Source organism: Mesorhizobium sp. B2-4-7, assembly GCF_006442685.1.
Classification (GTDB): Bacteria; Pseudomonadota; Alphaproteobacteria; order Rhizobiales; family Rhizobiaceae; genus Mesorhizobium.
On the sequence record NZ_VFVH01000002.1, the window covers coordinates 244,209 to 269,840 of the forward strand.

The window sequence follows — 25,632 nt, forward strand, 5'->3', positions numbered from 1 at the left end:
GTTTTCTGGTTTCATCTGAGCTTGATGCGGGGATCGATGAACGGGGCGATGATGTCGGCCAAGAGATTACCGAGCACGATGGCGAAGGCCGACACCAGCGTGACGCCCATGATGATCGGAATGTCGACGCGCTGGATCGCCTGCCAGGCGAGCTGGCCGATGCCTGGCCAGCCGAACACGCTTTCGACCACCACGATGCCGCCCATGAAGATGCCGATGTCGATGCCGATCATGGCGATGACCGGCAGGATGGCGTTGGGGAGCGCATGGCGGAACAGGATGGCGCGGCGCGCAAGGCCCTTGGCGCGCGCGGTGCGCACATAATCCTGGCGGAGCACGTCGATCATCGAGGAGCGCATCATGCGCGCGTACCAGCCCGCGCCGAGAATGCCCATGGTTAACGACGGTAGTACCAGATGGCGCCAGGTGCCGTAGCCGCCGATCGGGAACCAGCCGAGCCGCACGGCGAACACGTAGAGCAAAAGCAGGCCGACGACGAATTGCGGCGCCGAGACGCCGACGAAGGAGGCGACCATCAGCGTCTGGTCGGTGGCGGTGCCGCGCTTGACGGCGGCGGTCAGGCCCATCGAGAGCCCGATCAGCAATTCGCACAGGATGGCGCCGACCATCAGAAGCAGGCTCGCCGGCAGCCGCGAGACGATCAGTTCGGTGACCTCGGAGCGTTGGATGTAGGAGCGGCCGAGATCGCCGCTGGCGAGCTTCGTGAGATAGTGCCAGTACTGGACCACGAAGGGCTGGTCGAGGCCGAGCTGCTGGCGGATGTTCTCGACCGTCTGCGGCGTGGCGCTGCGGCCGGCGATCTGGCGCACCGGGTCGGCAGGCAGCAAATAAAGCAGCGCGAAGGTGATCAGCGAGACGCCGAGCAGGATGAGCAGCGACTGGATCAGGCGGCGGCCGAGATAGGCGATCATGCCCGGCCCCTTTGCGTCGGATCGAGGATGTCGCGCAGCGCGTCGCCGATCAGGTTGAAGGCCAGCGCCAGCGCCAGGATCGCCGCACCCGGGAAGAACACCAGCCAGGGCGCCGCCTGGAAGTAGGTCTGGTTCTCGAAGATGATGTTGCCCCAGGAGGCCGTCGGCGGCTGCACGCCGATGCCGAGGAAGGAGAGCGTTGCTTCCAGCAGCACCGTGGTCGAGATGCCGAGCGTGCCCCAGACGATGATGGTGGGCAGGAGATGCGGCAGGATGTGACGAAACAGGATGCGCGGCGCGCTCGCCCCGATGGTGCGTTCGGCGTCGATGAACTCGCGTTCGGCGAGCGAGGAGGTTTCGGTATAGATGACACGCGCGGTCTGCACCCAGTTGACCAGCGCGATGACCAGAGCGACGATCCAGAGACTTGGCTCGAACACGGCCGCGAGACAAATGGCGAGCAGCAATGCCGGAAACGCCATCATCAGATCGGTGAAGCGCATGAGAGCACTGCCGATCCAGCCGCGGAAATAACCCGCCGTGACGCCGACCAGCGTGCCGATCAACAGCGCCACGCCGTTGGCGGCGATGCCGATGATCAGCGAGGTGCGGGCGCCGTAGAGGATGCGGGTCAACAGGTCGCGGCCGAGCAGATCGGTGCCCAGCCAGAATTTTGCGTCAGGCGGCAAGGGCGAGCCTTCCAACGTCAGCCCGTCGAACATCTGCTCATTCGGGTCATAGCCGGTCAGCCATGGCGCGAGGATCGCGCCGGCAAGGACGATGGCGACGATGAACAGACCGAGCAGCGCCAGGCGGCGTTTGACCAGCCGGCGCCAGACGCCGGCGCGCGACTTGACCGGCATGCGTGCGGCCGCCGGGAGGTCAGGCGCGATAGGAGTGGTCATCGCCGCCTTCCTCACCCGTTACTTCCTCATTGGTCATTGCCACGATGCGGCGCGCCGCATCCTCGACACTGATCTGCCAGCTCATCGCCAGCGAGCGCAGCTGCGCGTAGGCGCGATCGTCGTCGGCGCCTTTCGACAGTGCCGCGACGGCGCGCACGATGGTCTGGCGCTCGGCGACACGCTGACGCAGCGAGGCGATCTCGCCGGCCAAATGTTTTCGCGCCTCGAAACTCTGCCTTGCGATCAGCAGCGCGCTGTAGACGCCGGCAGTGCCGACCGGCTTCAGGAGCTGCGCATCGGCCTTGTGCGAGAGAGCCCATTCGATGCGGCCGGGCGCCTCCGAACCGATCAGCGCCACCAGCGGCATCGGCGCCTCGCCGGCCTTCCACGGGAATTGCTCGTCGAAACCGAGATCGGCGTCGAAGAACACGAAATCGGCGGCCAGCGCTTCAGGCGGCAGTTCGGGCCAGCAGTCGACGGTGACCAGGCCGATGGCGGACAACTGCCTGGTGATGGCCTGCACGGTCGGGTGCGGGCGATGCAGGATGAATGCCCTGGCGCCGCCGAGATTCGGGATGCGCGATGGCCTGGTCACGACACCACCCTCAGGCGCGGCCGGCCGAATGTCGTGGCGGGGTCGTAGCGTGACAGGTACGGATCGGGCGCGACCTCGTGCTGCCGGCTGACGACCTCGAAGAAGCCGTCGGCGATCCGGCCGATGATTACCGGCAGCGTTGCGTGCTGGGAATGAGCGTCGATAGCAATCGGGCCGAGCCGGGTGGAGAAGCGCCGTTCGGCGAAGGCCTTGGAAAATTCCGCCGGACCGGCGTCGGGATCACGCGAGAGCACGTCGGCCATCACTTGCACGGAGGCATAGGCGGAGGCCTCGAAAGACGAGGCGAAGGCCGCCGGGCGAGGCGCGAAATACGGCCCGACCGACAAATGCCCCTTGCCGGTTTCGCCGATCGCCGGCAGCTCACCCTCGGTGAGGTTGCAGGAGATGATCGGGCACACCTCGGGGCTGAAGGCCGGGTCCTCAACGCCCAGGTCGCGGTAGGCCGCCAGGAAGGCGTAGGAGGAGGTGCCGATCAGGTTGTTGAGGACGAAGTTCGGCCGCGTCGCCCGGATCTCGGCGATCAGCCGTGACACGTCGGTCTCGCCGATACGAAGATAGCGCTCGCCCAAGACCTTGCCGCCGGCATCCGCGATCAGGTCGCGCGCAACGCGGTTCATCTCCCAGCCCCAGATGTAGTTCGAGCCGAGCAGGAAGCCGTTGGCGCCGAAGCGGGGCACGACATGGGCCATCAGCGGCACCAGATGCTGGTTTGGACAAGCGTGCATGTAGACGACGTGCTCGTTGGCCTCGAAGCCTTCATAGGGGCAGGCGTACCAGAGCATGCCGCCGGCTTTTTCCAGCACCGGAATGGTCTCCTTGCGGCTCCAGGAGGTGACGCAGCCGACCACGTGGCGGGCGCTGCTGGTCTTGAAGATGTCCTCGCAGAGCGTCGCATAGCGATCGGCATTGCTTTGCGGGTCACGCTCGACGGGCATCAGTTCGATACCCGAGCCGCGGTCGGCATTGGTGTCGGCGATGGCGCGCATGGCGCCCATCCGGCACGCATCGGAGACGAGCTGGTAGCTTCCCGAGCGGGAATAGAGGATGCCGATCTCGATACGCCGTTTCAAACAGATCCCCAAAATAACAATGCCCCGCAGCCACCGCCGGAGGGCGAGGCATACGAGGCATTCTTGCCGCCCGGCGATCAGGGCCGGTATTTTCAGCCTAAACTATTCCGTGCCACCACGCAGTCAAGCGGGAAAGTGGCTAGTGTCTCAGTTTGAAATTAGACGCCGCGCTTGTCGCGATCCTAGCCAAACTCCTATGGAAAAGCGGCGCGATTGAAAAGAACATGTGACCTTTTGGACCGGTCGGAATCAGGCCGCCTTGCGCCGTATGAGAGATGCTAGGACGGTACGCATTCCTGAGTATGCCGGGCCGCCGATTGTCACTTCCCAGTCAGTGCCGCGTTTACGGGGAAACTTAGCACTGCGTAGCGCTTCACGGAATGCTGTCGGCTCAACGCCTACGGTTTGAGCCATTTCTTCAGCGGTTGTGTATTTGGCTATCATGAAATCTCCTGTGCTTTCCTCTAGGCATATAGGGATTCAGAGCGGAATGCGCCAGCAGACCGGCCAGATCGCAACCGGGACACTACGGGAAAGTGCGTTCGTCAGCTCAACCGCGGCGCTGCGGCCCGTTTGGCGCGGCGGCTAGGCTGCCGTGCTCGCCGTTCAGAAAATTTTGAGAGAATATTCCGGGCTTCCGGGCGAACCGGGGAACGCGGTTCTTTGATAATATCCCTAGAGTTTCTGATGATCTGGACAAGGCTTGGCGTTCCGCCGGGCTTGTGACTTCGCAACCGCAGAGATTCCATCATGTCCGATTTCAGGAACACCTTGTTGTCTTCCCTCTCGTCATATTTCAACCGCCGCGCGGGTCTTGGCTTGCTTTTCGCTTCGGCGGTCGCGGTCGCCGGGCTGATTGCGCCCAGCGCTTCGTTCGCCGAGGACAAGAAGGCGATCAAGGTCGGCATCATCAGCGGCGAGGACGAGGATGTCTGGCGCGTCGTCGTCGCCCAGGCGGCGCAAAAGGGCCTCAGCATCGAGACCGTGGTGTTCAACGATTACACCCAGCCCAACGAGGCGCTGGAACGCGGCGAGATCGACGCCAATGCCTTCCAGCACCAGCCCTATCTCGACAACCAGATCAAGACACAGGGCTACCACATCGTGCGCGTCGGCTATACCGGCGTCTGGCCGATCGGCCTCTACTCCAAGAAATATACGAAGATCGCCGACCTGCCCGAGGGCGCGGTGATCGGCGTGCCGAACGATCCCTCCAATGAAGGCCGGGCGCTGCGCGTGCTGCAGAACGAAGGCGTGATCAAACTGAAGGACGGCACCGGCATTCTCGCCACCACCGCCGACATCGCGGAAAACCCGAAGAAGGTCGAGATCAAGGAGCTTGACGCCGGCATTGTCGGCCGCTCCGTCGAGGATCTCGATGCCGCCGTGGTCAACACCGACTGGGCGCTGAAGAGCGGCCTGACACCGGAAAACCGTATCGCGCAGGAGCCTATCGCCGACAACCCCTACCGCAACTTCATCGCGGTCAAGGTTGGCAATGAGAACGAGCCCTGGGTGAAGACGCTGGTCGCCTCCTACCAGAACGAGGCGGTGAAAGCCGAGTTCGACAAGGTCTACAAGGGCACCGGCCTCAGCGCCTATTGAGAACGGACCGGGCGCCCGGTTCGACAGCTATAGCGGCCCGCGCTCGAGCGCGGGCCGCAATTTTCGTTTTCGGATGACGAGAACAGGAACACGCATGAACCAGCATTTCGCGGCATCAACGGGCACCGTCGGCCCGATCCAGGGCCAGCCTGACACGTCCCAGGACGTGGTGCGGCTCGTTGACCTGAAGCGCCGCTTCGGCGCGACGGCGGCACTCGACGGCATTTCGCTGACGGCGCGCAAGGGGGAGATCCTCGGCATCATCGGACGCAGCGGCGCCGGCAAATCGACGCTGATCCGCTGCCTGAACGGACTGGAGCGGCCGGATTCCGGCGAGGTTTTCATCGAAGGCCGCGAGATCAGCCGGCTCGGCGAGCGCGACCTGCAGCCGCTGCGGCGGCGCATCGGCATGATCTTCCAGCATTTCAACCTTTTGTCGGCCAAGACCGTCGAGGACAATGTGGCGCTGCCGCTCAAGATCGAGGGCCGCCCGAAGGCGGAGCGGCTGCGCCGCGCCGCCGAACTGCTTGAACTGGTCGGCCTGTCGGAGAAGGCAAAGGCGTATCCGGCATCGCTGTCGGGTGGGCAGAAGCAGCGCGTCGGCATCGCCAGGGCGCTGGCCGCGCGGCCGGCGCTGCTGTTGTCGGATGAAGCCACCTCCGCGCTTGACCCGGAGACGACGCGGTCCATCCTCGCCTTGCTGAGGGACATCAACCGGCAGCTTGGCCTGACCATCCTTTTGATCACCCATGAGATGGAGGTGATCCGCTCGATCGGCGACCGCGTGGCGGTGATCGACGCCGGGCGCTTCGTCGAGCAAGGCCCGGTCTGGTCGGTGTTTGCCGAGCCGCGGTCGCCGATCACGAAAAGCCTGCTTGGCGCCATCCGGCCGCAACTGCCGGCCGAGCTCTTGGCCCGGCTGCTGCCCGCGACCGGCGCGGAGACGATCCTGCGCGTGGATGTGGCCGGGGAGGCCGCGCAAAGCCCGCTCTTGTCCGATCTCGCGACGCTCGTGCCTGGCACGTTCCGCCTCGTCCATGGCGGCATCGACCATATCCAGCAGCAGCCGGTGGGCACACTGTTCCTGTCTGTCCCCGGCAGCGATGCAAGCCATCTCGCGCGAGTGATCGCATTCCTGAAATCGCGCCAGGCGCGGGTGGAGGTGCTTGGCCATGTCGCCGATCCTGTTTGAGCTTCTGCTGCGGTCGATCTGGGAGACGGTGCTGATGACGGCCGCTTCCGGCCTCATCTCGCTGGTTTTCGGCCTGCCGCTTGGTCTCGCCTTGATCGCCACCGAACGCGGCGGCATCGCCGAAAGCCTGTGGGTCAACCGCGTGCTCGGCGCAGTCATCAACGGCTTCCGGTCGGTGCCGTTCATCATCCTTTTGGTGGCGCTGATCCCGGTGACGCGGCTGATCGTCGGTACCTCGATCGGCACCTGGGCGGCGATCGTGCCGCTGTCGATCGCCGCCACCCCCTACTACGCGCGCATCGCCGAAGTGTCGCTGCGCGAGGTCGACCATGGCCTGATCGAGGCGGCGCGCGCCATGGGCGGCAACCGCTGGACGATCATCCGCGAGGTGCTGGTGCCGGAAGCGCTGCCAGGCATCGTCGCGGGCTTCACCGTGACGCTGGTGACGCTGGTCGGCGCCTCCGCCATGGCCGGCGCGATCGGCGCCGGCGGCCTCGGAGACCTCGCCATCCGCTACGGCTACCAGCGGTTCGAGACGTCAGTGATGATCGCCGTGGTGATCGTGCTGATCATCCTGGTCTGCGGCATCCAGTGGGTGGGCGACCGGCTGGTGGCGAAGCTGGACCGGAGGGGGTGAGCGGCTGAGCTACGCGATGATGTCTTCGATAAGCGTTTGAAGCGGCGCCTCGGAACCACCGAAGCTGTCAATCATCGCCTGAATAACGCGATCTCGCTCCAGGATATCGGCGTTGAATGTGAAGCCCGCATGTTCAGCAAGCATCGCAAGGAAGGTGAGTTGGGTACGGCCGTTGCCTTCGCGAAAAGGATGAACGGCATTGACCTCCGCAACGACGTGGGCCACGTGCCTCGCAAAACCGAGGCTGTCTAGGTCTGCCAAGGAGTCGGGGTCGCCAAGTTCACGGAACACCCGAACCATCTCGCTGGCGATGTGCTCGGGATAGCAAAACCAGCTGCCAGCCTTGCCGATCCGGATGGTGCGCGGCTGACCGGCCCAAGCATACACACGTCTTGGAACAGGTGCCGATGCAGGTGGAGATAGTGACGGTAGTCGAGTTCGCCTGCCGGAAGGGGCTCGTCCGCGCGAGTCAGGAACAAGGCGAGCTCGACCTCATCGAGCTCTGCCTGCTCGCGGATATCAAGCAGATTCATAAGCACGGTCGTGCCGGGGTAGCAGAGTGGATCGAACTCGGCAGCGTAGACCAACGGCCTATTTCTTTTTGCGGATTTCTTCTTTGATCAGCGAGCGCCGCTCGTCACCGGACAACCCTTGCCGCACACTATGGTTGAGTATTTTCGCCATGCGGGACGACAACTTCATACCTTCGACAGCGCTGATTTTCTCGCCATGCGCTCTCGTCAGCACGAAATGACCCGTCTTGGCTGAGCGGCCGGTTCTTGAATTAAGATACTTCATTCGCAAATCATATCATGGACCCGCAGGAGAGGCCAAAACGATTTCCGAGCAAGCCGGACCAGGCCGCGGCCTTACTCCTCCGGGTCGAACAAGGCGCCAGCGAGTTCATGCGGCGCCGAACAAATCCCTGGCCTGTTCAGCCGTATAATAACCAAGCCTGACGTCCTGAGCCACCAGTTCCGGATCGCGCTCACGCGGATCGCCGTAGCCGCCACCACCCGGCGTACCGACGCGGACGCGGTCACCGGCCTTGAGCGCGATGTCCTGCTCCTTGGAGAGGTGCGGCGGCACATGTTCCTTCCCGTCGCGGATGACGGCCACCGTGTTGGGCTCGCCATCCCGGCCGCCGAGCGCGCCTTGCGGGCCGAAGCGGCCATGGTCCATGACAAAGGAGGCGCGGGCTTCTCCACGCAGGATCTCGACCTCGTAGGCAAGGCCAAAGCCGCCGCGATGTTTGCCGGCGCCGCCCGAGCCCTCGCGCAACGCATAGTGACGGTAAAGCACCGGAAAGGCCTGCTCCATGATCTCGACCGGCGGCGACTTGGAGATGCCGATGGTCGAGCAGCCATTGGTCAGCCCGTCATGGCCGGCATTGCCGCCATAGCCGCCACCAGAGATCTGGTACATGACATAGTCGCGGCCGCGCGCCGGATCGTTGCCGCCGAGCGCGAAATTGCCGCTGGAGCCGGCGGGCGCCGCCGTTACCTTGTCGGGCAGCGCCTGCACCATGGCCGCAAACACCGCCTCGGCGATGCGCTGCGACACTTCCGCGGCGCAGCCCGAGACCGGGCGGGGATATCTGGCATCCAGGAAGGTACCCTCCGGCCGCTTGACCTCGAGCGGCTCGAAGGCGCCGGCGCTGATCGGCACATCGGGGAAGATATGGCGCATGGCGAGATAAACCGAGGACAAGGTGGTCGCCAGCACGCTGTTCATCGGCCCCGCGCAGGGCTTTGACGAGCCGGCGAAATCGAAAGTCAGGGTGTCGTCCTTCTTCTCGACGGCGAGCGCGATGGTCAGCGGCTCGTTGACCACGCCGTCGGAATCGACGAAGGCCTTCGAGCGGTACGTCCCGTCGGGAATGGCCGCTATGTTGGCGCGCATCTGCTCGGCGGCGCGGCGGCGCAGTTCTGCGATCGCCTCGACAACAGTTTCGTCTCCGTAACGATCCAGAATTCCATTGAGCCGATCCTGGCCGATCAGCAGTGCGGCAGCCTGCGCCCTGATGTCGCCGATGCGCTGGTCGGCGACGCGGATGTTCGAACAGATGATGGCGTAGATCTCCGGGTCGAGTACGCCTTTCTTGAACAGTTTGACCGGCGGCAGCCGCAAGCCTTCCTGCTCGACCGCCGTCGCCGAAGCCGAGAAGCCGCCGGGCACCGAACCGCCAATGTCGGGCCAATGACCGGTGTTGGACAGCCAGCAGAAAATCTTGCCGTGGCGGTAGACCGGCATGACGAAGCGCACGTCCATCAGATGCGTGCCGCCGAGATACGGGTCGTTGACGATGTAGATATCGCCCGGCTCCGGAGCCAGGCAGCGGCCGTCGGCAATCATCTCGATCACCGTCCTGGTCGAATATTGCATGACGCCGACGAATACCGGCAGGCCCTGGCTGCCTTGCGCGATCAGCGAGCCGTCGACGGCCGAATAGATGCCGTCGGAGCGGTCATTGGCCTCGGCGATGACAGGTGAGAAGGCGGCGCGGGAAAAGGTCAGGTCCATCTCATCGCAGACCTGCTGCAGGGCTGCCTGGAGAACCGAGAGCGTGATGGCGTCGAGCTTTTGCATCTCAGGCCTCGCCAATGTCGATGATGATGTTGCCGTCGGCGTCCGAGCGGGCACGGTCGCCGGGTTCGAGCACCGTGGTAGCGTCCATCTGTTCGAGGATCGCCGGCCCTTCGATGATCACATCGAGCGGCAGTTCTTCGCGTGCGTATACGGGCGTGTCATGCCAGCGCCCGCTGTACCAGACCGGCCGGATCTCGCGCCGGGCCTCGTCGAGCGTCTTTGCCCGCCCGGCGGGGTCGATCAGCCGCGACAGATCGATCGCCGGCCTGACACCCGTCACCGAGGTGTTCAAGTTGACCAGATTGGCGCGGATTTCCGGCAGCTCGACCTTGAAGCGCGCGAAATAGGCCTTTTCGAACAGCGCCTGCAGCTCCTGCCGGGTCACCGACGAGGACGGCAGCGGCACGTTGATGATGTGGGTCTGGCCGACGAACTGCATGTCGGCGGAATGGGTGACGCGGATGGTCTGCGGTTTCACCGCCTCCTTGGCGATCAGCTCCTCGCCTTCGTTTCGATGCCGTTCCAAAACCCGATGGAGCTGGCTTTCATCAAGAACGCCTACCGGCCGGTTGATGGTGTTGACGAAATCGTGGCGCAGATCGGCGACGACGCAGCCCAGCGCGTTGGTGATGCCGGGCCGAGCCGGCACCAGCACCCGGGGCAGTCCGAGTTCGCGCGCCAGGGCGGTGGCGTGCAGCGGGCCGGCGCCGCCGAAGGCGAACAGCGCGAAATCGCGCGGATCGTGACCGCGCGACACCGACACCATGCGGATGGCGCCGGCCATCTTCATATTGCCGAGCCTGAGCACCGCGCCGGCTGCTTCGACGCCGGACAAGCCCGTCGCCTTGCCGATCCTGTCGGCGAAAATGCCGGTGACACGCTCTGATGTGACCGGATTGTCAACGGCAAGCAGCTTCTTCGACGCCAGCCGGCCGAGCACCAGATTGGCGTCGGTGATGGTCGGCTCCAGGCCGCCGCGGCCGTAGCAGATCGGGCCTGGATTGGCGCCGGCACTTTCCGGGCCGATCTGGATCAGGCCTGCCGCGTCGACGCGCGCGATCGAGCCGCCGCCGGCCCCGACCGTGTGCACCGCCACCATCGGCACATGGATGGGCATAGCGTATTCGATCTCGATCTCGTTCGAAACCGCCGGTTCGGCGTTGCGGATCAGCGCCACGTCGGTCGAGGTGCCGCCCATGTCGTAGGTGACGAGATTTTCGAAGCCGACGCGCTTGCCCGTGTAGGCGGCGGCGATGACGCCCGAGGCCGGGCCGGACATCACGGTCTTGGCCGATTCACGTGTGACGAAGCGGGCCGAGATCATACCGCCATTGCCGTTCATGATCAGGAAGTCGCGGGCGTAGCCTTTGTCGGCGAGTTCCTTGCGCAGCCGCTTGACATAGCGCTCGAGGATCGGCTGCACCGAAGCGTTGACCGAGGCGGTGACGCCGCGCTCGAATTCGCGCGCTTCCGACAGCAGCGCATGACCCGCGGTGATGTAGTCGTTCGGCCAGAGTTCGGCGGCGATCTCGGCGGCGCGCCGCTCGTGCGAAGGGTTGGCGTAGGAATGCAGGAAGTGGATGACCAGGGATTCGCAGCCGGCATCGATCAGCGCCTTCACCGCCTCGCGCATTTCGGCTTCGTCGAGTGGCATGCGTACCGCTCCCGACGCCTCGACGCGCTCGGACACTTCGAGCCGCAGGTTGCGCGGGATGACCGGAACAAAGGTGCCGGTCATGCCATAGGACTGCGGCCGCGTGCGCCGGCCGAGCTCGATCACGTCGCGAAAGCCGCGCGTGGTGATCATGCCGGTCTTCGCCAGCCGGCGTTCGAGCACCGCGTTGGTGGTTGTCGTCGTGCCATGCACGATAAGATCGATGCCGTCGATCGGAAAGCCGGTGGTATCGAGTGCCGAAACGACGCCGAAGGCCTGGTTGTCGACGGTCGTGGGCGTCTTGGCGATATGTACCCGCCCGCCATCCTTGCCATCAATCAGAAGCAGATCGGTGAAGGTTCCGCCGACGTCGATGCCGGCGACGACACTGCCCAGGGAATCCGGCGGCTGCACCGAAAAATTCTCTTTCATTGTCGAAACCCGAAATGCTGGGACTACGGATATGTCACAGTTTGGAAAGGTGTTTTACGGCGGCATCTTGACGCAAATATCGTTTGTATACTAATAAATTCCGGACACAAGAGCTTACCGCTTTGGAGTGTGCGAGCAGCACGCCGGAACCTGAACGGTCCGGGCGCGCAGGAATAAGGTTAGGCGCCCGCGTTCGTGAGTTGGGCCAGAAGGTTGGATTTGATGAACACCACATCCGCGTTCAACACCGCCGGCGCCCGCCCGCTGCAATTTCCGATTCCAGCCAATGTCTATGCCGAAACCGTGGTCTCGGTGAAGCACTACACCGACCGGCTGTTCTCGTTCCGCATCACCCGTCCGCAGTCGCTGCGCTTCCGTTCCGGCGAATTCGTCATGATCGGCCTGCCCAATGCCGAGAAGCCGGTGTTCCGCGCCTATTCGGTGGCCAGCCCGGCCTGGGACGAAGAGCTGGAATTCTTTTCCATCAAGGTACCGGACGGCCCCCTGACCTCGGAGTTGCAGAAGATCCAGGTCGGCGACACCGTCATCATGCGCCAGAAGTCGACCGGCACGCTGGTGGTCGACGCGCTGACGCCGGCCAAGCGGCTGTTCATGATCTCCACCGGCACCGGCATCGCGCCCTTCGCCAGCCTGCTGCGTGACCCTGACACTTATGAAAAATTCGAGCAGCTGATCCTGACCCACACCTGCCGTGACAATGCCGAGCTGACCTATGGCCAGGAACTGGTGGCGACGCTCGAAAGCGACCCGCTGATCGGCGAACTGACCGGCGGCCGTGTCACGCTCTACAACTCCACGACCCGCGAGGAGTCGGCGCGCATGGGCCGTATCACCGCGCTCATCGGCTCCGGCAAGTTCTACGCCGACCTCGGCATCGAGAAGCTCAATCCCGAGACCGACCGCATCATGATCTGCGGCTCGATGCATATGCTAAAGGACGTCAAGGAAATGGCCGAGAGCCTCGGTTTCCAGGAAGGCTCGCTCAGCCATCCCTCGACTTTTGTCGTCGAGCGCGCCTTCGTCGGCTGAGGCCTGCTCTTCCCGGCGATCGACCTTTTGACCTTCTGGTCAAAAATTAGCTGCTTTCGCGGCCTTTTTCAGCTATCCCTCGCTTGAGGACTCGTGAAGCGCGGCTTCGCGGGCTATCTTCGTGCGTGTCGCCCAAAAGTGCCGAGCGGTTTGGGAAGACGATACACACCAAGACATAGGCGCAGTCGCTGAGTGAAAGGGCAGGAGATGAGCAGCACAATCCGCGAGGCCGAGGCCAAGGTGATGCCGCTGCCGGCGCGCGCCGCCGCCAACACCGCCCTCCCGCTGGATCATCGCATCGCGCGCAATCCCGGCATGAAGCTCGACCTCGGCTTTCTGGAGTCGGTGCGCAGCGTCAACCGCTCGGCGCTGGAACGGCGCGTCGCCAGCCTGACCAAGCGGCGCTCGATCAAGGCCGACGACCAGGCGGCCTGGCTGCTGCGGGCGATAGCCTGCATGGACCTGACGACGCTCAACTCGAACGACACGGAAGAGCGCGTGCGCCGGCTTTGCGCCAAAGCGATCAATCCGCTGCGCCGCGACATCGCCGAGGGCCTGGGCATTGCGGGCGAACCCATCCGCCCGGCCGCCGTCTGCGTGTATCATCCGTTCGTCGCCACCGCGGTCGACGCCGTGCGCGGCACCGGCATCCATGTCGCCGCCGTCTCCACCGCCTTCCCGCATGGTCTTGCGCCACTGTCGACCCGCCTCCAGGAGATCGAGGCCTCGGTGCGCGACGGCGCCGACGAGATCGACGTCGTCATCCCGCGCGGCCTGGTGTTCGGGGCCAAATGGCGCGAACTCTACAACGAGATCGTCTCGATGCGCGCTGCCTGCGGCGATGCGCATCTGAAGGTCATTCTCGGCACCGGCGACCTCGCCACGCTGCGGAATGTGATGCTGGCCTCTATGGTGGCAATGATGGCGGGCGCCGATTTCATCAAGACCTCGACCGGCAAGGAAAGCGTCAACGCCACGCTGCCCGTCGGCCTTGCCATGGTGCGCGCCATCAGGGCCTATTTCGAGGAAACCGGCTATCTCATCGGCTTCAAGCCGGCCGGCGGCATTTCTACCGCCAAGGTGTCGCTCGACTGGCTGGTGCTGATGAAGGAAGAACTCGGCCGGCCGTGGCTGGAACCGGATCTGTTCCGCTTCGGCGCCTCGAGCCTGCTGACAGACATCGAGCGGCAACTCGAACATCACCTGACCGGGCACTATTCGGCCAATCACCGCCACGCGATGGCTTGAGTCAGGGCTCGAACGTGGAGCCCTACGGCGCCCCCCTCTGTCCTACCGGACATCTCCCCCACACGGGGGGAGATCACGCGCTTCCTTGTTTTCGTCCATTTTCAACGTCGCAAGGGCAGCGACACGCTGAAACTGCCAATCTCCCCCCTCGTGGGGGAGATGTCCGGCAGGACAGAGAGGCGCGCGACAGAGCGCCTGCCGAGGCAATTATCTGGAGGGCCCCATGAATATCCTCGAACGCTATCACGCCATGGACTACGGCCCGGCGCCGGAAGCCCGTAACGAGGCCGACGCCTGGCTGGCCACGCGCGATTTTTCCAAGGCATTGTTCATCGACGGCTCCTGGAAGGCGGCTGGCGGCGGCAAGACCTTCGAGACCAGCGAACCGTCTTCCGGCAAGCTGCTGGCCAAGGTCTCGGATGCCGGAGCCGCCGACATCGACGCCGCGGTCGCGGCGGCCACCAAGGCGCTGCCGAAATGGTCGGCCTCCTCGGGCTATGCCAGGGCAAAAGTGCTCTATGCCATCGGCCGCGCCATGCAGCGCCACCAGCGCCTGTTCGCGGTGCTGGAGACAATCGACAATGGCAAGCCGATCCGTGAGAGCCGCGACATCGATGTGCCATTGGCGATCCGCCACTTCATCCATCACGCCGGCTGGGCGCAGGCGCTGGACAAGGATTTCCCCGGCCACAAGGGCGTCGGCATCGTCGGCCAGATCATCCCTTGGAACTTTCCGCTGCTGATGCTGGCCTGGAAGATCGCGCCGGCGCTGGCCGCCGGCTGCACCGTGGTGCTGAAGCCGGCCGAATTCACGCCGCTGACCGCCATCCTGTTCGCCGAAATCTGCGAACGCGCCGGCGTGCCGAAAGGCGTCGTCAACATCGTGCAGGGCGGCCCGGAAGCGGGTGCGGCCATCGTCAACCACCCCGGCATCCAGAAGATCGCCTTCACCGGGTCTTCGGAAGTCGGCAAGATCATACGCAAGGCTACCGCCGGCTCGGGCAAGAAGCTGTCGCTGGAGCTTGGCGGCAAGTCGGCCTTCATCGTGTTCGAGGATGCCGATCTCGACAGCGCCGTCGAAGGTCTGGTCGACGGCATCTGGTTCAACCAGGGACAGGTCTGCTGCGCCGGTTCGCGGCTGCTGGTGCAGGAGGGCATCGCCGACGCCTTCATCGCCAAGGTCAAGGTCAGGATGAGCCGGCTGCGCGTCGGCAGCCCACTGGACAAGAACACCGATATCGGCCCGCTGGTCGATCTGACGCAGCTCGATCGCGTCAAGGGCCTGGTCGCCGAGGGCGCAAAACAGGGGGCGGTCTGCTGGCAGCCGGATGCGGCGCTGCCCTCATCCGGCTATTACCATCTGCCGACCCTCGCTACCGGCGTTTCGCCGGCTAATATTCTCGCCCAGGAAGAAGTGTTCGGCCCCGTTCTGGCGACCATGACGTTCCGCAACACCGAGGAAGCGATCGAGCTCGCCAACAACACCCGCTATGGCCTTGCCGCTTCGGTGTGGAGCGAAAACGTCAATCTTGCCTTGCACGTCGCGCCGCAATTGAAAGCGGGTGTCGTCTGGGTCAACGGCACCAATATGTTCGACGCCGCCTGCGGCTTCGGCGGCTATCGCGAGAGCGGTTTCGGCCGCGAGGGCGGGCGCGAAGGCATGTTCGAATATCTCACGGCAAAGCTGCCGCTTGGCCCGGTCATCAAGCCGGCGGCAGCCTCGACACAACCGGTCGAGCAGGCCGATGGCACAGCAATCGACCGGACGGCAAAGCTGTTCATCGGCGGCAAACAGGTCCGGCCGGACGGCAACTACTCGCTGGCGGTTGTCACCGCCAAGGGCAAGCTTGCCGGCGAAGTCGGCTTGGGCAACCGCAAGGATATACGCGATGCCGTCTCCGCGGCGCGGGCCTGCAAGAGCTGGCCGGAGGCGACCGCCTACAACCGCTCACAGGTGCTCTACTATCTGGCGGAAAACCTCTCCGGCCGGGCGGAGGAATTCGCTTCACGCCTCGTCCAGCTCACGGGCGCGACCGCCAAGGCGGCACGCGAGGAGGTCGACCAGTCGATCGAGCGGTTGTTCCTCTATGCCGGACTTGCCGACAAGTTCGAGGGGCGCGTGCACCAGCCGCCGGCACGGGCGGTGACGCTGGCATTGCATGAGCCGGTTGGCGTCGTCGGCATCGTCGCGCCCGACAATCAGCCGCTGCTCGGGTTCATCTCGCTGGTCGCGCCGGCGCTGGCAATGGGCAACACGGTGGTCGCGGTGCCTTCGGAGCGCCATCCGCTGCTCGCCACCGACTTGTATCAGGTCATCGAATATTCCGACGTGCCTGCCGGCGCCATCAACATCGTCACCGGCCGCACGGCCGAACTTGCCGGCGTGCTGGCCAAGCATGACGATGTCGATGGGCTCTGGCTGTTCGCCGATGCCGACACCTGCGCCAAGGCGGAGGTCGAGTCCGTCGGCAACCTCAAACGTATCTGGAGCGGCAATGGCCGTAGCCTCGACTGGGCCTCGGAAGAAGCCGCTGGCGATGCTTTGCTGCGCCGCGCCGTCGAGATGAAGAACGTCTGGGTGCCCTACGGCGACTGACGTTCCATGCTGTCACAATGGAGATCGGGTTCGGGCTTGACGCTCGGGCTTATGTTCTTTAACGAGAAAAAACATCTTTATCTGTGAACTGACAGAGCAGGCCACATCATGGCCTGTGACTGGCACATGACGCCTTCGCAGGCCGCCGATAAAGGCAGTTAACCCAGGAGGAGAACAGCATGGCGGATCTGGCAGGCAAGGTCGTCGTCATCACGGCAGCGGCGCAAGGCATCGGCAAGGCAAGCGCGCTCGCCTTCGCCAAGGCAGGAGCTACCGTCCATGCCACCGACATCAACGAAACGCTGCTGGCGGAACTCGCCAAGACTGCCGGGATCAAGACACGCAAGGTCGACGTGCTCAATGACGAGGCGGTCAACACCGCCTTCGCCGGGATCGGCCGCGTCGACGTGCTGTTCAACTGCGCCGGTTTCGTCCACTCCGGCTCGATCCTGGAGATGAAGGACAGCGATCTCGATTTCGCTCTCAACCTCAACGTCCGCGCCATGATCCGCACCATCCGCGCCGTGCTGCCCGGCATGCTGGAGCGCGGCGACGGGTCGATCATCAACATGGCCTCGCTGGCGAGTTCGCAGAAGGGCGTGCCGAACCGTTTCGCCTATGGTGTCACCAAGGCTGCGGTGATCGGCCTGACCAAGGCAGTCGCGGCCGACTATGTCGGCAAGGGCATACGCTGCAACGCCATCTGCCCCGGTACGGTCGAGAGCCCGTCGCTGCAGGATCGCATGCACGCGCAGGGCGATTATGAAGCCGCGCGCGCCGCCTTCATCGCGCGCCAGCCGATGGGCCGGCTCGGCACGCCGGAGGAAATCGCCGATCTGGCCGTCTATCTGGCCGGCGCCACCTACACATCCGGGCAGGCCTACAATATCGATGGTGGCTGGTCGATCTGACCGGATCGAGGAGTCTGAAAATCCCGCTCACCGGCGATCACTATATGGTGTCCGCGCTTGCCCTGGATCAGGCCGGTGGTACGGTCCGCCGGCTTCCCCAACGGGAGCCATTCGTTTCGGTGAAGAGTTTGCAAAAGGCCGCGAGGCCGCAACCAGGAGAAGGGTTTAAATGAAACTGCTGCGCTATGGCGAGGTGGGGAGCGAACGTCCCGGCCTGCTCGATGCGGATGGGACGATCCGCGACCTCTCCGCCCATGTCGCCGACATTGCCGGCACCACGCTTCACCCGGCCTCACTGGAGATGCTGTCCAAGCTCGACGCAAAGTCGCTGCCGGCGGTTTCCGGCAAGCCGCGGCTCGGCGCCTGCGTTGCCGGCACCGGCAAGTTCATCTGCGTCGGCCTCAACTATTCCGATCACGCCGCCGAGACCGGCGCCACCGTGCCGCCGGAGCCGATCATCTTCATGAAGGCCAGCTCGGCCATCGTCGGACCGGACGATGACGTGCTGATCCCGCGCGGCTCGGAAAAGACCGACTGGGAGGTCGAGCTCGGCGTGGTCATCGGCAAAACGGCAAAATATGTCAGCCAGGCCGATGCGCTCGATTATGTCGCCGGCTACTGCGTCGCGCACGATGTCTCCGAGCGCGCCTTCCAGGCCGAGCGCCAGGGCCAATGGACCAAGGGCAAGAGCTGCGACACGTTCGGCCCGACCGGCCCATGGCTGGTGACCAAGGACGAGGTCTCGGATCCGCAGAACCTGAAGATGTGGCTGACCGTCAACGGCAAGACCATGCAGAACGGCTCGACGAAGACCATGGTCTACGGCGTCGCCTACCTTGTGTCCTATCTCAGCCAGTTCATGTCGCTGCATCCCGGCGACATTATTTCGACAGGCACGCCGCCCGGCGTTGGATTGGGCATGAAGCCGCCGGTGTTCTTGAAGGCCGGCGACGTGGTGGAGCTGGGCATCGAAGGGTTGGGCCAGCAGAAGCAGACGTTCAGGGCTGACGCATAACTTTCACGAGTCGCGCCGCCCCTCATCTGGCTGCCGCCATCTTCTCCCCGTAAAACGGGGAGAAGGACGCTGTCGTTGCTGCTTTCGCCAATCGCCGGCGCTGGTGCTATCTTCCTTCTCCCCGTCACTATACGGGGAGAAGGTGCCGGCAGGCGGATGAGGGCAGCGCCAACCTATGTTGCGATACTACTTCAGCACCTTCCCATCCGCGCCAAACCGATAGGTCTTCGCCGGATCCGGCGTTGCATAAAGTGTCGCCCCCGGCTCGGCGTCATAAACACCGAAAATGCGCACCGTGATCAGCCCGGCCTTCTCGCAGTCGAGATAGAGATTGGTGTCGGCGCCGAGGTGCTCGGCATGCACGACCGTGCCTTTCCAGGCGCCGGATTTCGGGTCGACAGTCAGATGCTCCGGCCGCACGCCGATGCTCTTGGCGGTTTCCCCAAGCCTGGCGCCGTCGATGAAGTTCATCTTCGGCGAGCCGATGAAGCCCGCGACAAATTCGTTCGCCGGCGAATTGTAGAGTTCCATCGGTCCGCCGATCTGCTCGATTTTCCCGGCATTGAGCACCACGATCTTGTCTGCCAGCGTCATCGCCTCGACCTGGTCGTGGGTGACGTAGATCATCGTCGCCTTGAGGCGGCGATGCAGCTGCGCGATTTCCAACCGCGTGTTGACGCGCAGTGCCGCGTCGAGATTGGACAACGGCTCGTCGAACAGGAACAGCTTTGGCTCGCGCACCACGGCGCGGCCGATGGCGACGCGCTGGCGCTGGCCGCCGGAGAGTTCGGCGGGACGCCTTTCCAGATAAGGCTCAAGCGACAGCATGGACGAGGCGATGCCGATGCGGCGCTCGATCTCGGGCGCCGGCGTGCCGGCCTGCTTGAGGCCAAGGCCCATATTGTTCTTCACCGTCAGGTGCGGATAGAGCGCATAGGTCTGGAACACCATGGCGATGCCGCGCTTGGCCGGCGGCGTGGCCGAGACATCCGCGCCATCGATGACCACCCGGCCCGAGGTCGAATCCTCCAGCCCGGCGATCACCCTCAGCAAAGTCGACTTGCCGCAGCCCGAGGGGCCGACGAAGACGACGAATTCGCCATCCGTCACCTCGAGGTCGATGCCCTTCAGCACCTCGACCGGGCCGAAAGCCTTCTTCACGTTTTCGATCTTCAGCGAGCCCACGGCAGTCCTCCAAATTGATGAGTGGGCGCCAGGGCACCCCCCTCTGTCCTGCCGGACATCTCCCCCTCAAGGGGGGAGATTGGCAGCTTTGACGCTGAAACACTCTTGTTGACGTTTGTGATTGGCGAAGGCCATGCCGACAGCTGATCTCCCTCCCTGAGGGGGAGATGGCCGGCAGGCCAGAGGGGGGCGCCGTAGGCCGCAACCCCTGCCGCTAGCTCCCTTTTCACAATCGCACCGCCTTCCCGCTGCGCACGCTCTCGTCGGCGGCAAGGCAGACGGCGAGCGATTTCACGGCGTCGTCCATATGGCGGGTGAGATCGATATCCTCGCGGATCGCCTTGAGGACAAAAGCCTGTTCGAGATCGCAGAGATCCTGGTGGCCGGGTTCGCCCTCCATCGACAGCATCTCGTCTGGCTTGGCGAACTTGCCGTCCGCGCCGGTTTTCGCACTGTGCAGGCGGATGGTCGACGTCTTGGTGTGAGTGTCGATGTCGTCGGACTTAACGCCTTCCTTCATGACGATCGACACGCAGCCCGTCGACGAGATGACATCTTTGACAAAGAACGCGGTCTCCGAAATCATCGGTCCCCAGCCGGCCTCGTACCAGCCGACCGAGCCGTCATCGAACAGCACCTGGAGGTGGCCGTAATTGTACATCGTGGGCGCCACCTCCTCGGTCAGCCGCACGCCCATGCCGCGCACCTCGACCGGCCTGGCGTCGGTGATCTGCAGCATGACGTCGAGATAATGCACGCCGCAGTCGACGATCGGCGAGGTCGTGCGCATCAATTGCTTGTGCGTCTCCCAGGTATGGCCAGAGGACTGCTGGTTGAGGTTCATGCGGAAGACATAAGGGCCGCCGAGCTTGCGCGCCTCGGCGATCAGCCTGATCCAGGACGGGTGGTGGCGCAGTATGTAGCCGATCACCAGTTTCCTGCCATTGGCCTTGGCGGCCGCGACGACGCGCCTGGCGTCGGCCACCGTCGTCGCCAAGGGCTTTTCGACGAAGACATGGCAGCCGGCCTCGAACGCCCTCACCGCATAGTCGGCGTGGCTGTCGGAATAAGTGGCTATGCAGGCGACATCGGGCTTTTCGTCGCGCAGCGCATCGTCGAAGGAGCGCCTGATGCCGTAGCCCGACAGCCCATCCGGCAGCGGCACGTCGGAGCGGTTGATCAACGCGGCGATCTCGAAGCCCGGATTGGTGTGATAGGCGAGCGCATGGCTGCGGCCCATATTGCCGAGGCCGGCGGCGACGACGCGAAGGGGCGATTGCGAATTCACTTGACGGCTCCTGACGTGATGCCGCGGATCAGCTGCCGCGAGAAGATGACGTAGAGGATCAGCACCGGCATGATCGCCAGCGAGAGCGCGGCCAGGATGGCGTTCCAGTTGGTGACGAACTGGCCGAGGAAGAGCTGCGCGCCGAGGGTCACAGTCTTGGTCTCTTCCGACGGCGCCAGGATCAGCGGGAACCACAGATCGTTCCAGATCGGGATCATGGTGAAGACGGCGACTGTCGCCATCGATGGCCGCACCAGCGGCAGCACCAGCCGGAAGAAGATGGTATATTCCGACAGGCCGTCGATGCGGCCGGCGTTCTTCAGGTCGTCGGACACCTGCTTCATGAATTCCGAAAGGATGAAGACAGCCAGCGGCAGGCCTTGCGCGGTGTAGACCAGGATCAGCGCCGTCAGCGTGTTGACCAGCCCGCTCGCCACCATCAATTGCAGGATGGCGACGGTGGCCAGCCGGATCGGGATCATGATGCCCAGCGCCAGATAGAGGCCCATCAGCGTATTGCCGCGAAAACGGTATTCCGACAGGGCGAATGCCGCCATGGCGCCGAACAGCAGCACGAAGAACAGCGAGGCGACCGTGACGACGAGGCTGTTCTGGAAGTAGTGGATGAAGTCGCCCTGGCCGATCACCGTGGTGTAGCCGATCAGGTCGAAGGTCTTTGGTGTCGGCGGCGTCAAAGGCGCGCCGAAAATGCCGGCGCGGGATTTGAACGAATTCATGATGACAAGGATCACCGGGAACAGCGCGATCGCCGTGTAGGTCAACAGGACCGCATGGGCGCCGATCGTGCGGGGCAGCGAACGGGTGGCGGTGCTCATTGGATGGTCTCCTGAGGAGCTACTTTGCCGAGGAACAGCACCCAGCCACCCCCCTCTGGCCTGCCGGCCATCTCCCCCGCAAGGGGGGAGATTGGCAGCTTTGGCGCCGACACATCTCCTGCATCGCTGGTGGCTGGCGAAGGCCGTGACAACAGCTGATCTCCCCCCTTGCGGGGGAGATGTCCGGCAGGACAGAGGGGGGTGCTCGAGCTCGACATATCGCCCCCTAAAACTGATATCGACGCAGGCGCGTCTGGATGAGGAAGAGGTAGACGCAGACACCGCCGAGGATGATCAGGAACATGATCGTGGCGATGGTCGCGCCCATGTTGGGGTCGCCGACCTGCAGCTGGAAGCCGAAGAATGCGCGGTAGAGGAAGGTGCCGAGAATGTCGGTCGAATAATTCGGCCCGGCGAGCGCGCCCTGCGCGGTGTAGATCAGGTCGAAGGCGTTGAAATTGCCGACGAAGGTCAGGATCGAGATGATGCCGATCGAGGGCAGGATCAGCGGCAGCTTGATCTTCCAGAACTGCGACAGGCCGGTGATGCCATCGCATTCCGCCGCCTCTATGACCTCATTGGGGATCGACAGCAGCGCGGCGTAGATCAGCATCATGGGGATGCCGACGAACTGCCACACCGAGACCAGGCTAAGCGCGGTCAGCGCATACTGCTCCTTGCCGAGCCATGGCGTGAACAGGCTTTTAAGGCCGACCAGGTCCATCATGTGCGGTGCCACGCCCCATAGCGGCGACAGGATGAGCTTCCAGGCGAAGCCGACGATGACGAAGGACAGGATGGTCGGCACGAAGATCGCCGTGCGGTAGAAGGCCGAAAAGCGCAGCCTGGGGCTGGACAGAAGTGCGGCCAGCAGTACGCCGATCGGGTTCTGCACCAGCATGTGGATGATGAAGAACCAGACATTGTTGCGCAGCGCGTTCCAGAAATTCACCGACCAGTTTGGATCGCCGAACAGGGTGCGGAAGTTTGCCAGCCCGACGAAGACCTGGGATTGCTCGATGTTGCGGAACAGCGACAGCTGCAAAGTGCCGGCGAGCGGCAGGATCATGATCGCCGTATAGACGAGCACCGCCGGCGCCAGGAAGACGGCGATATGCCAGCGGATCGGTCTTTTCGGTCGTGCTTGTGCGGCCATGAGTTCGGTCCCCACCGATCAGGTCTGGGAAAATGCTTTCGACAACAGCGGTGCCCCTCATCCTTACCCTCTCCCGGTGAAGAACGGAGAGAGGAGGTCGCCAGCGTTGCGGCAACTCCCTTTCTCACCGTCACTGTACGGGGAGAAGGTGCCGGCAGGCGGATAAGGGGCGGCGCCGTCCTTCGCAGTCGATGCTATCGAAAAACGCTGGGCCGTCCACTTGGAACGGCCCAGCTCATTGCCCGAGCCTTACTTGGCGGGCTTGTACCAGCTGTCGAGGCCGTCCTGCAGCTTCTTGGCAGCGGCTTCCGGCGTATCGGTGCCGTTGATGACATTGGCCGATTCGACCCAGGTCTCGTTCTCGAGGTTCGGCGTGCCGCGCGACAGGATCTGGTAGGTCGAGCGGATCGTCGACTTGCACTTGCCGCGCCAGGAGACGAACTCCTGCGCCAGCGGGTCTTCCATCTTCACCGGCGAGGAGTTCAGGCTGAAGAAGCCCGGCAGCGCGTTGGCGTAGATGGTGGCGAAATCCGGCGAGGCCACCCAGGACAGGAAGGTCTTGGCGGCGTCCGCATGCTTGGAGCCCGCATTCAGGCCCATGCCGATATCGGTATGGTCGGAGATGTAGCAGGTATCGCCGGCCTTCTCGACCGGCGGCGGGAAGGCGCCCATCTTGAACTGGGCCTGGGTGTTGAACAGGCCGATTTCCCACGAGCCGGCCGGGTAGATGGCGGCGCGGCCGAGCGTGAACAGGTTCTGGCTGTCCGGATAGGTCTGCGCCTCGAAGCCGTCACCGAGATAGGGCTTCCACTTGGCCAGTTCCTCATAGGGCGCCACCCAGTCCTTGTCGGTCAGCTTCTGCTCGCCCTTGATGAGGGCCGCACGGCCTTCCTCGCCCTTCCAGTAGTTGGGGCCGATGTTCTGGTAGCCCATGGTCGCGGCTTCCCAGAGATCCTTGGTGCCCATCGCCATCGGGATGTACGTGCCGTCGGCCTTGATCTTGTCGAGCGCGGCGAAGAACTCGTCACGGGTCTCCGGCACCTTGATGCCGAGCTTGTCGAAGGCGTCCTTGTTGTAGATGAAGCCATGGATGACCGACGCCATCGGCACGCAGAAGGTCGCCTTGCCGTCGTCGGTCTGCCAGGCGGACTTGGCCACCGGCGAGAAGTTGTCCATGCCCGGCAGCGAGGAGAGGTCCGCGAGATTGCCCTTCTTGAACAGCTCGAGCGACTTGTCGAACGGGCGGCAGGTGATCAGGTCGCCCGCCGAACCGGCGGCGAGCTTGGCGCCGAGAGCCGCGTCATATTCGGTCGGCGCCGAGGGCGCGAACACCACCTTGATGCCGGGGTTCTTGGCTTCGAAAGCCGGGATCAGCTTGTCCTTCCAGATGGCAAGGTCGTCGCCGCGCCAGCTTTCGATGTTGAGCGTTACGTCCTCGGCGTAAGCCACCCCGGCGGAGCCGAGAATGCTGGTGCCCAGAAGCAGTGCCGTCAGTAGTTTCGTTGTCATGCTCAGTCTCCCTGTTGACCTTTTTCAGGTTCGGTTTTGATGAGAACAGAGGCGTTGCGCCCCTTGCTCCCCTCGCAAGCCTGCTTCACCCCGATGGACACCGGGATGAAACAGGCTCTATTTCTTTGTTCGAGCATGATCTTTTCCGAGAAGCGGTCTCCACTTTTCGGGATCATGCCCCAGCGCGGAAAGGGCCGGCCGCAGCTTCTGGCCGGCCTCTTCCAGTATCTTCTGCGCCGTGTCGGCGCTGTCAGCGCCGGCGGCAAGCAGAATGGCGGTCTTGACCGCACCGCCGCTCTTTTCGAGCAAACGGGCCGCGTCGTCGCGGCTGCCGCCGCTGATGGCCGCGACGATCCGCGCCGCGCGGTCGCGCAGCTTGCTGTTGTCGGCCATGAGATTGACCATGTAGCCGTCATGGACATGGCCGAGATGGATAGCGGCGAGCGTCGACAGCATGTTGAGGGCGATCTTCTGGGCCGTGCCGGCGCCCATGCGCGTCGAGCCGGCGATCACTTCCGGTGGCGTTTCGAGCAGGATGGCGGTTCCAGACAGACGCAGCAGAGCCGAGTCCCGGTTGTTGGCGATGCCGATGGTGGCCGCACCGCGACGGGCGGCTTCCTCGATCGCCCGCAGTGCATAGGGCGTCGTACCACTGGCCGAGATTGCGATCAGGCAGTCGCCCTTGCCAATGCCGGCGTTGGCGACCGCTGTCGCGGCCTCCTCTTTATCGTCTTCGGGGCCGCCGGCCAGCGTTCTGAAGGCCTCATCGCCGCCGGCGATCAGGATGGCGATGCGGTCGCGACGGATGCCGAAGGTGCCAGGCAGTTCCAGCGCATCGGCAAGCGCCATCAGGCCGGAGCTGCCGGCCGCGGCATAGGCGAGCTTGCCGCCGCCCTTCAGGCTACCGGTGATGATCTCGGCCGCTTTGGCGATGGAGGGAATGGCGTTGCGCACAATCTTCGCCGCCTCGACCTGCGCATCGGCCAGCGAAGCAAGGATCGCTTCGGGAGCCTGGATATCCAGCCCCTCGGCATTCCTGTGCAGCGCTTCGGTGCGCGTTTCGGCCATCCCAATTCCTCCAATTCGGAAAACAATACCAAAAAAATACCACTTGTCCACACGCATTAACGAATTCGCCGCACCGAAATCGCTGGCGCAGATAAATGGCCAAGTTTTTCAGTGAAATACGCTCTAATCTTTTTGCAG

General features: G+C 63.9%; 23 protein-coding genes. 9 read left to right on the top strand and 14 right to left on the bottom strand.

Annotation, left to right across the window (positions count from 1 at the left end):
• Positions 1–11: 11 nt before the first annotated feature.
• Genes FJ946_RS07870 through FJ946_RS07885 form a run of 4 tightly spaced genes read right to left on the bottom strand, consistent with a single transcriptional unit; the run spans position 12 to position 3,523 of the window.
• Positions 12–932 carry an ABC transporter permease gene (locus FJ946_RS07870; protein ID WP_140563709.1) on the bottom strand — a complete coding sequence of 307 codons (921 nt, stop codon included), beginning with the start codon at positions 930–932 and terminating at the stop codon, positions 12–14.
• Positions 929–1,795 (bottom strand): ABC transporter permease, encoded by an 867-nt coding sequence (locus FJ946_RS07875; protein ID WP_210239460.1) that lies wholly within the window; start codon positions 1,793–1,795, stop codon positions 929–931. The genes FJ946_RS07870 and FJ946_RS07875 overlap by 4 nt, the downstream gene beginning before the upstream one ends.
• Before the next feature lie 19 nt (positions 1,796–1,814).
• Positions 1,815–2,432: an ANTAR domain-containing protein gene (locus FJ946_RS07880; protein WP_140491561.1), complete on the bottom strand. Its 618-nt coding sequence runs from the start codon at positions 2,430–2,432 to the stop codon at positions 1,815–1,817.
• Positions 2,429–3,523 (bottom strand): transporter substrate-binding protein, encoded by a 1,095-nt coding sequence (locus FJ946_RS07885; RefSeq protein WP_140491563.1) that lies wholly within the window; start codon positions 3,521–3,523, stop codon positions 2,429–2,431. The genes FJ946_RS07880 and FJ946_RS07885 overlap by 4 nt, the downstream gene beginning before the upstream one ends.
• Before the next feature lie 750 nt (positions 3,524–4,273).
• On the opposite strand from FJ946_RS07885, the gene FJ946_RS07890 reads away from it, so the two are divergent.
• The 3 genes from FJ946_RS07890 (at position 4,274) to FJ946_RS07900 (ending at position 6,957) form a co-directional block, all read left to right on the top strand.
• Positions 4,274–5,128, top strand: coding sequence for a MetQ/NlpA family lipoprotein (locus tag FJ946_RS07890; RefSeq protein WP_140563711.1), 855 nt, complete (start codon positions 4,274–4,276; stop codon positions 5,126–5,128).
• 94 nt (positions 5,129–5,222) lie between these two features.
• A complete protein-coding gene (locus FJ946_RS07895) occupies positions 5,223–6,320 on the top strand; it encodes a methionine ABC transporter ATP-binding protein (protein ID WP_140563713.1) in 1,098 nt (365 codons plus the stop codon).
• Positions 6,301–6,957 (top strand): methionine ABC transporter permease, encoded by a 657-nt coding sequence (locus FJ946_RS07900; RefSeq protein WP_140491569.1) that lies wholly within the window; start codon positions 6,301–6,303, stop codon positions 6,955–6,957. The genes FJ946_RS07895 and FJ946_RS07900 overlap by 20 nt, the downstream gene beginning before the upstream one ends.
• A 9-nt stretch (positions 6,958–6,966) precedes the next feature.
• Here FJ946_RS07900 and FJ946_RS07905 read toward each other — a convergent pair whose 3' ends face one another.
• On the bottom strand, positions 6,967–7,344 hold the full coding sequence (locus FJ946_RS07905; RefSeq protein WP_348640494.1) for a Fic family protein: 378 nt from the start codon (positions 7,342–7,344) through the stop codon (positions 6,967–6,969).
• Between the two features lie 5 nt (positions 7,345–7,349).
• Between FJ946_RS07905 and FJ946_RS31515 the strand changes: the two genes are divergently transcribed.
• Positions 7,350–7,577 carry a hypothetical protein gene (locus tag FJ946_RS31515; protein ID WP_348640495.1) on the top strand — a complete coding sequence of 76 codons (228 nt, stop codon included), beginning with the start codon at positions 7,350–7,352 and terminating at the stop codon, positions 7,575–7,577.
• Here the strand turns inward: FJ946_RS31515 and FJ946_RS07910 are convergent.
• The 3 genes from FJ946_RS07910 to FJ946_RS07920 form a co-directional block, all read right to left on the bottom strand.
• Positions 7,549–7,755 carry a hypothetical protein gene (locus FJ946_RS07910; RefSeq protein ID WP_140491571.1) on the bottom strand — a complete coding sequence of 69 codons (207 nt, stop codon included), beginning with the start codon at positions 7,753–7,755 and terminating at the stop codon, positions 7,549–7,551. The two genes, FJ946_RS31515 and FJ946_RS07910, sit on opposite strands and share 29 nt — an antisense overlap.
• 105 nt (positions 7,756–7,860) lie before the next feature.
• Positions 7,861–9,546 (bottom strand): hydantoinase B/oxoprolinase family protein, encoded by a 1,686-nt coding sequence (locus FJ946_RS07915; protein WP_140563715.1) that lies wholly within the window; start codon positions 9,544–9,546, stop codon positions 7,861–7,863.
• A gap of 1 nt (position 9,547) precedes the next feature.
• Positions 9,548–11,632: a hydantoinase/oxoprolinase family protein gene (locus FJ946_RS07920; RefSeq protein WP_140563717.1), complete on the bottom strand. Its 2,085-nt coding sequence runs from the start codon at positions 11,630–11,632 to the stop codon at positions 9,548–9,550.
• 222 nt (positions 11,633–11,854) lie between these two features.
• On the opposite strand from FJ946_RS07920, the gene FJ946_RS07925 reads away from it, so the two are divergent.
• The 5 genes from FJ946_RS07925 (at position 11,855) to FJ946_RS07950 (ending at position 18,452) form a co-directional block, all read left to right on the top strand.
• On the top strand, positions 11,855–12,682 hold the full coding sequence (locus FJ946_RS07925; RefSeq protein WP_140563719.1) for a ferredoxin--NADP reductase: 828 nt from the start codon (positions 11,855–11,857) through the stop codon (positions 12,680–12,682).
• Positions 12,683–12,889: 207 nt separating this feature from the next.
• Positions 12,890–13,930 (top strand): deoxyribose-phosphate aldolase, encoded by a 1,041-nt coding sequence (gene deoC, locus FJ946_RS07930; RefSeq protein WP_140563721.1) that lies wholly within the window; start codon positions 12,890–12,892, stop codon positions 13,928–13,930.
• 223 nt (positions 13,931–14,153) lie between these two features.
• Entirely contained in the window at positions 14,154–16,526 is a 2,373-nt protein-coding gene (locus tag FJ946_RS07940) for an aldehyde dehydrogenase family protein (RefSeq protein WP_140563723.1), read from the top strand.
• A 179-nt stretch (positions 16,527–16,705) separates the two neighbouring features.
• The gene (locus FJ946_RS07945; protein ID WP_140491586.1) at positions 16,706–17,437 is read left to right on the top strand and encodes an SDR family oxidoreductase; all 732 of its coding nucleotides are present in this window, start codon (positions 16,706–16,708) and stop codon (positions 17,435–17,437) included.
• A gap of 169 nt (positions 17,438–17,606) precedes the next feature.
• Complete coding sequence (locus tag FJ946_RS07950; RefSeq protein ID WP_140563725.1) at positions 17,607–18,452, top strand: fumarylacetoacetate hydrolase family protein; 846 nt, start codon at positions 17,607–17,609, stop codon at positions 18,450–18,452.
• A 186-nt stretch (positions 18,453–18,638) separates the two neighbouring features.
• Here the strand turns inward: FJ946_RS07950 and FJ946_RS07955 are convergent, their stop codons facing one another.
• The 6 genes from FJ946_RS07955 to FJ946_RS07990 all read right to left on the bottom strand — a co-directional run bounded on the left by FJ946_RS07955 (position 18,639) and on the right by FJ946_RS07990 (position 25,494).
• Positions 18,639–19,637 (bottom strand): ABC transporter ATP-binding protein, encoded by a 999-nt coding sequence (locus FJ946_RS07955; protein ID WP_140514224.1) that lies wholly within the window; start codon positions 19,635–19,637, stop codon positions 18,639–18,641.
• 226 nt (positions 19,638–19,863) lie between these two features.
• Complete coding sequence (locus FJ946_RS07965; RefSeq protein WP_140563728.1) at positions 19,864–20,925, bottom strand: Gfo/Idh/MocA family oxidoreductase; 1,062 nt, start codon at positions 20,923–20,925, stop codon at positions 19,864–19,866.
• Positions 20,922–21,761, bottom strand: a complete 840-nt coding sequence (locus FJ946_RS07970) for a carbohydrate ABC transporter permease (RefSeq protein WP_140551691.1) — start codon at positions 21,759–21,761, stop codon at positions 20,922–20,924. Before FJ946_RS07970 ends, FJ946_RS07965 begins: the two co-directional genes overlap by 4 nt.
• A 226-nt stretch (positions 21,762–21,987) precedes the next feature.
• Positions 21,988–22,917: a sugar ABC transporter permease gene (locus tag FJ946_RS07980; protein ID WP_140524307.1), complete on the bottom strand. Its 930-nt coding sequence runs from the start codon at positions 22,915–22,917 to the stop codon at positions 21,988–21,990.
• A 249-nt stretch (positions 22,918–23,166) separates the two neighbouring features.
• Positions 23,167–24,426, bottom strand: a complete 1,260-nt coding sequence (locus FJ946_RS07985; protein ID WP_140491603.1) for an ABC transporter substrate-binding protein — start codon at positions 24,424–24,426, stop codon at positions 23,167–23,169.
• 117 nt (positions 24,427–24,543) lie between these two features.
• A complete protein-coding gene (locus FJ946_RS07990) occupies positions 24,544–25,494 on the bottom strand; it encodes an N-acetylmuramic acid 6-phosphate etherase (RefSeq protein ID WP_140563730.1) in 951 nt (316 codons plus the stop codon).
• Positions 25,495–25,632: the final 138 nt, after the last annotated feature.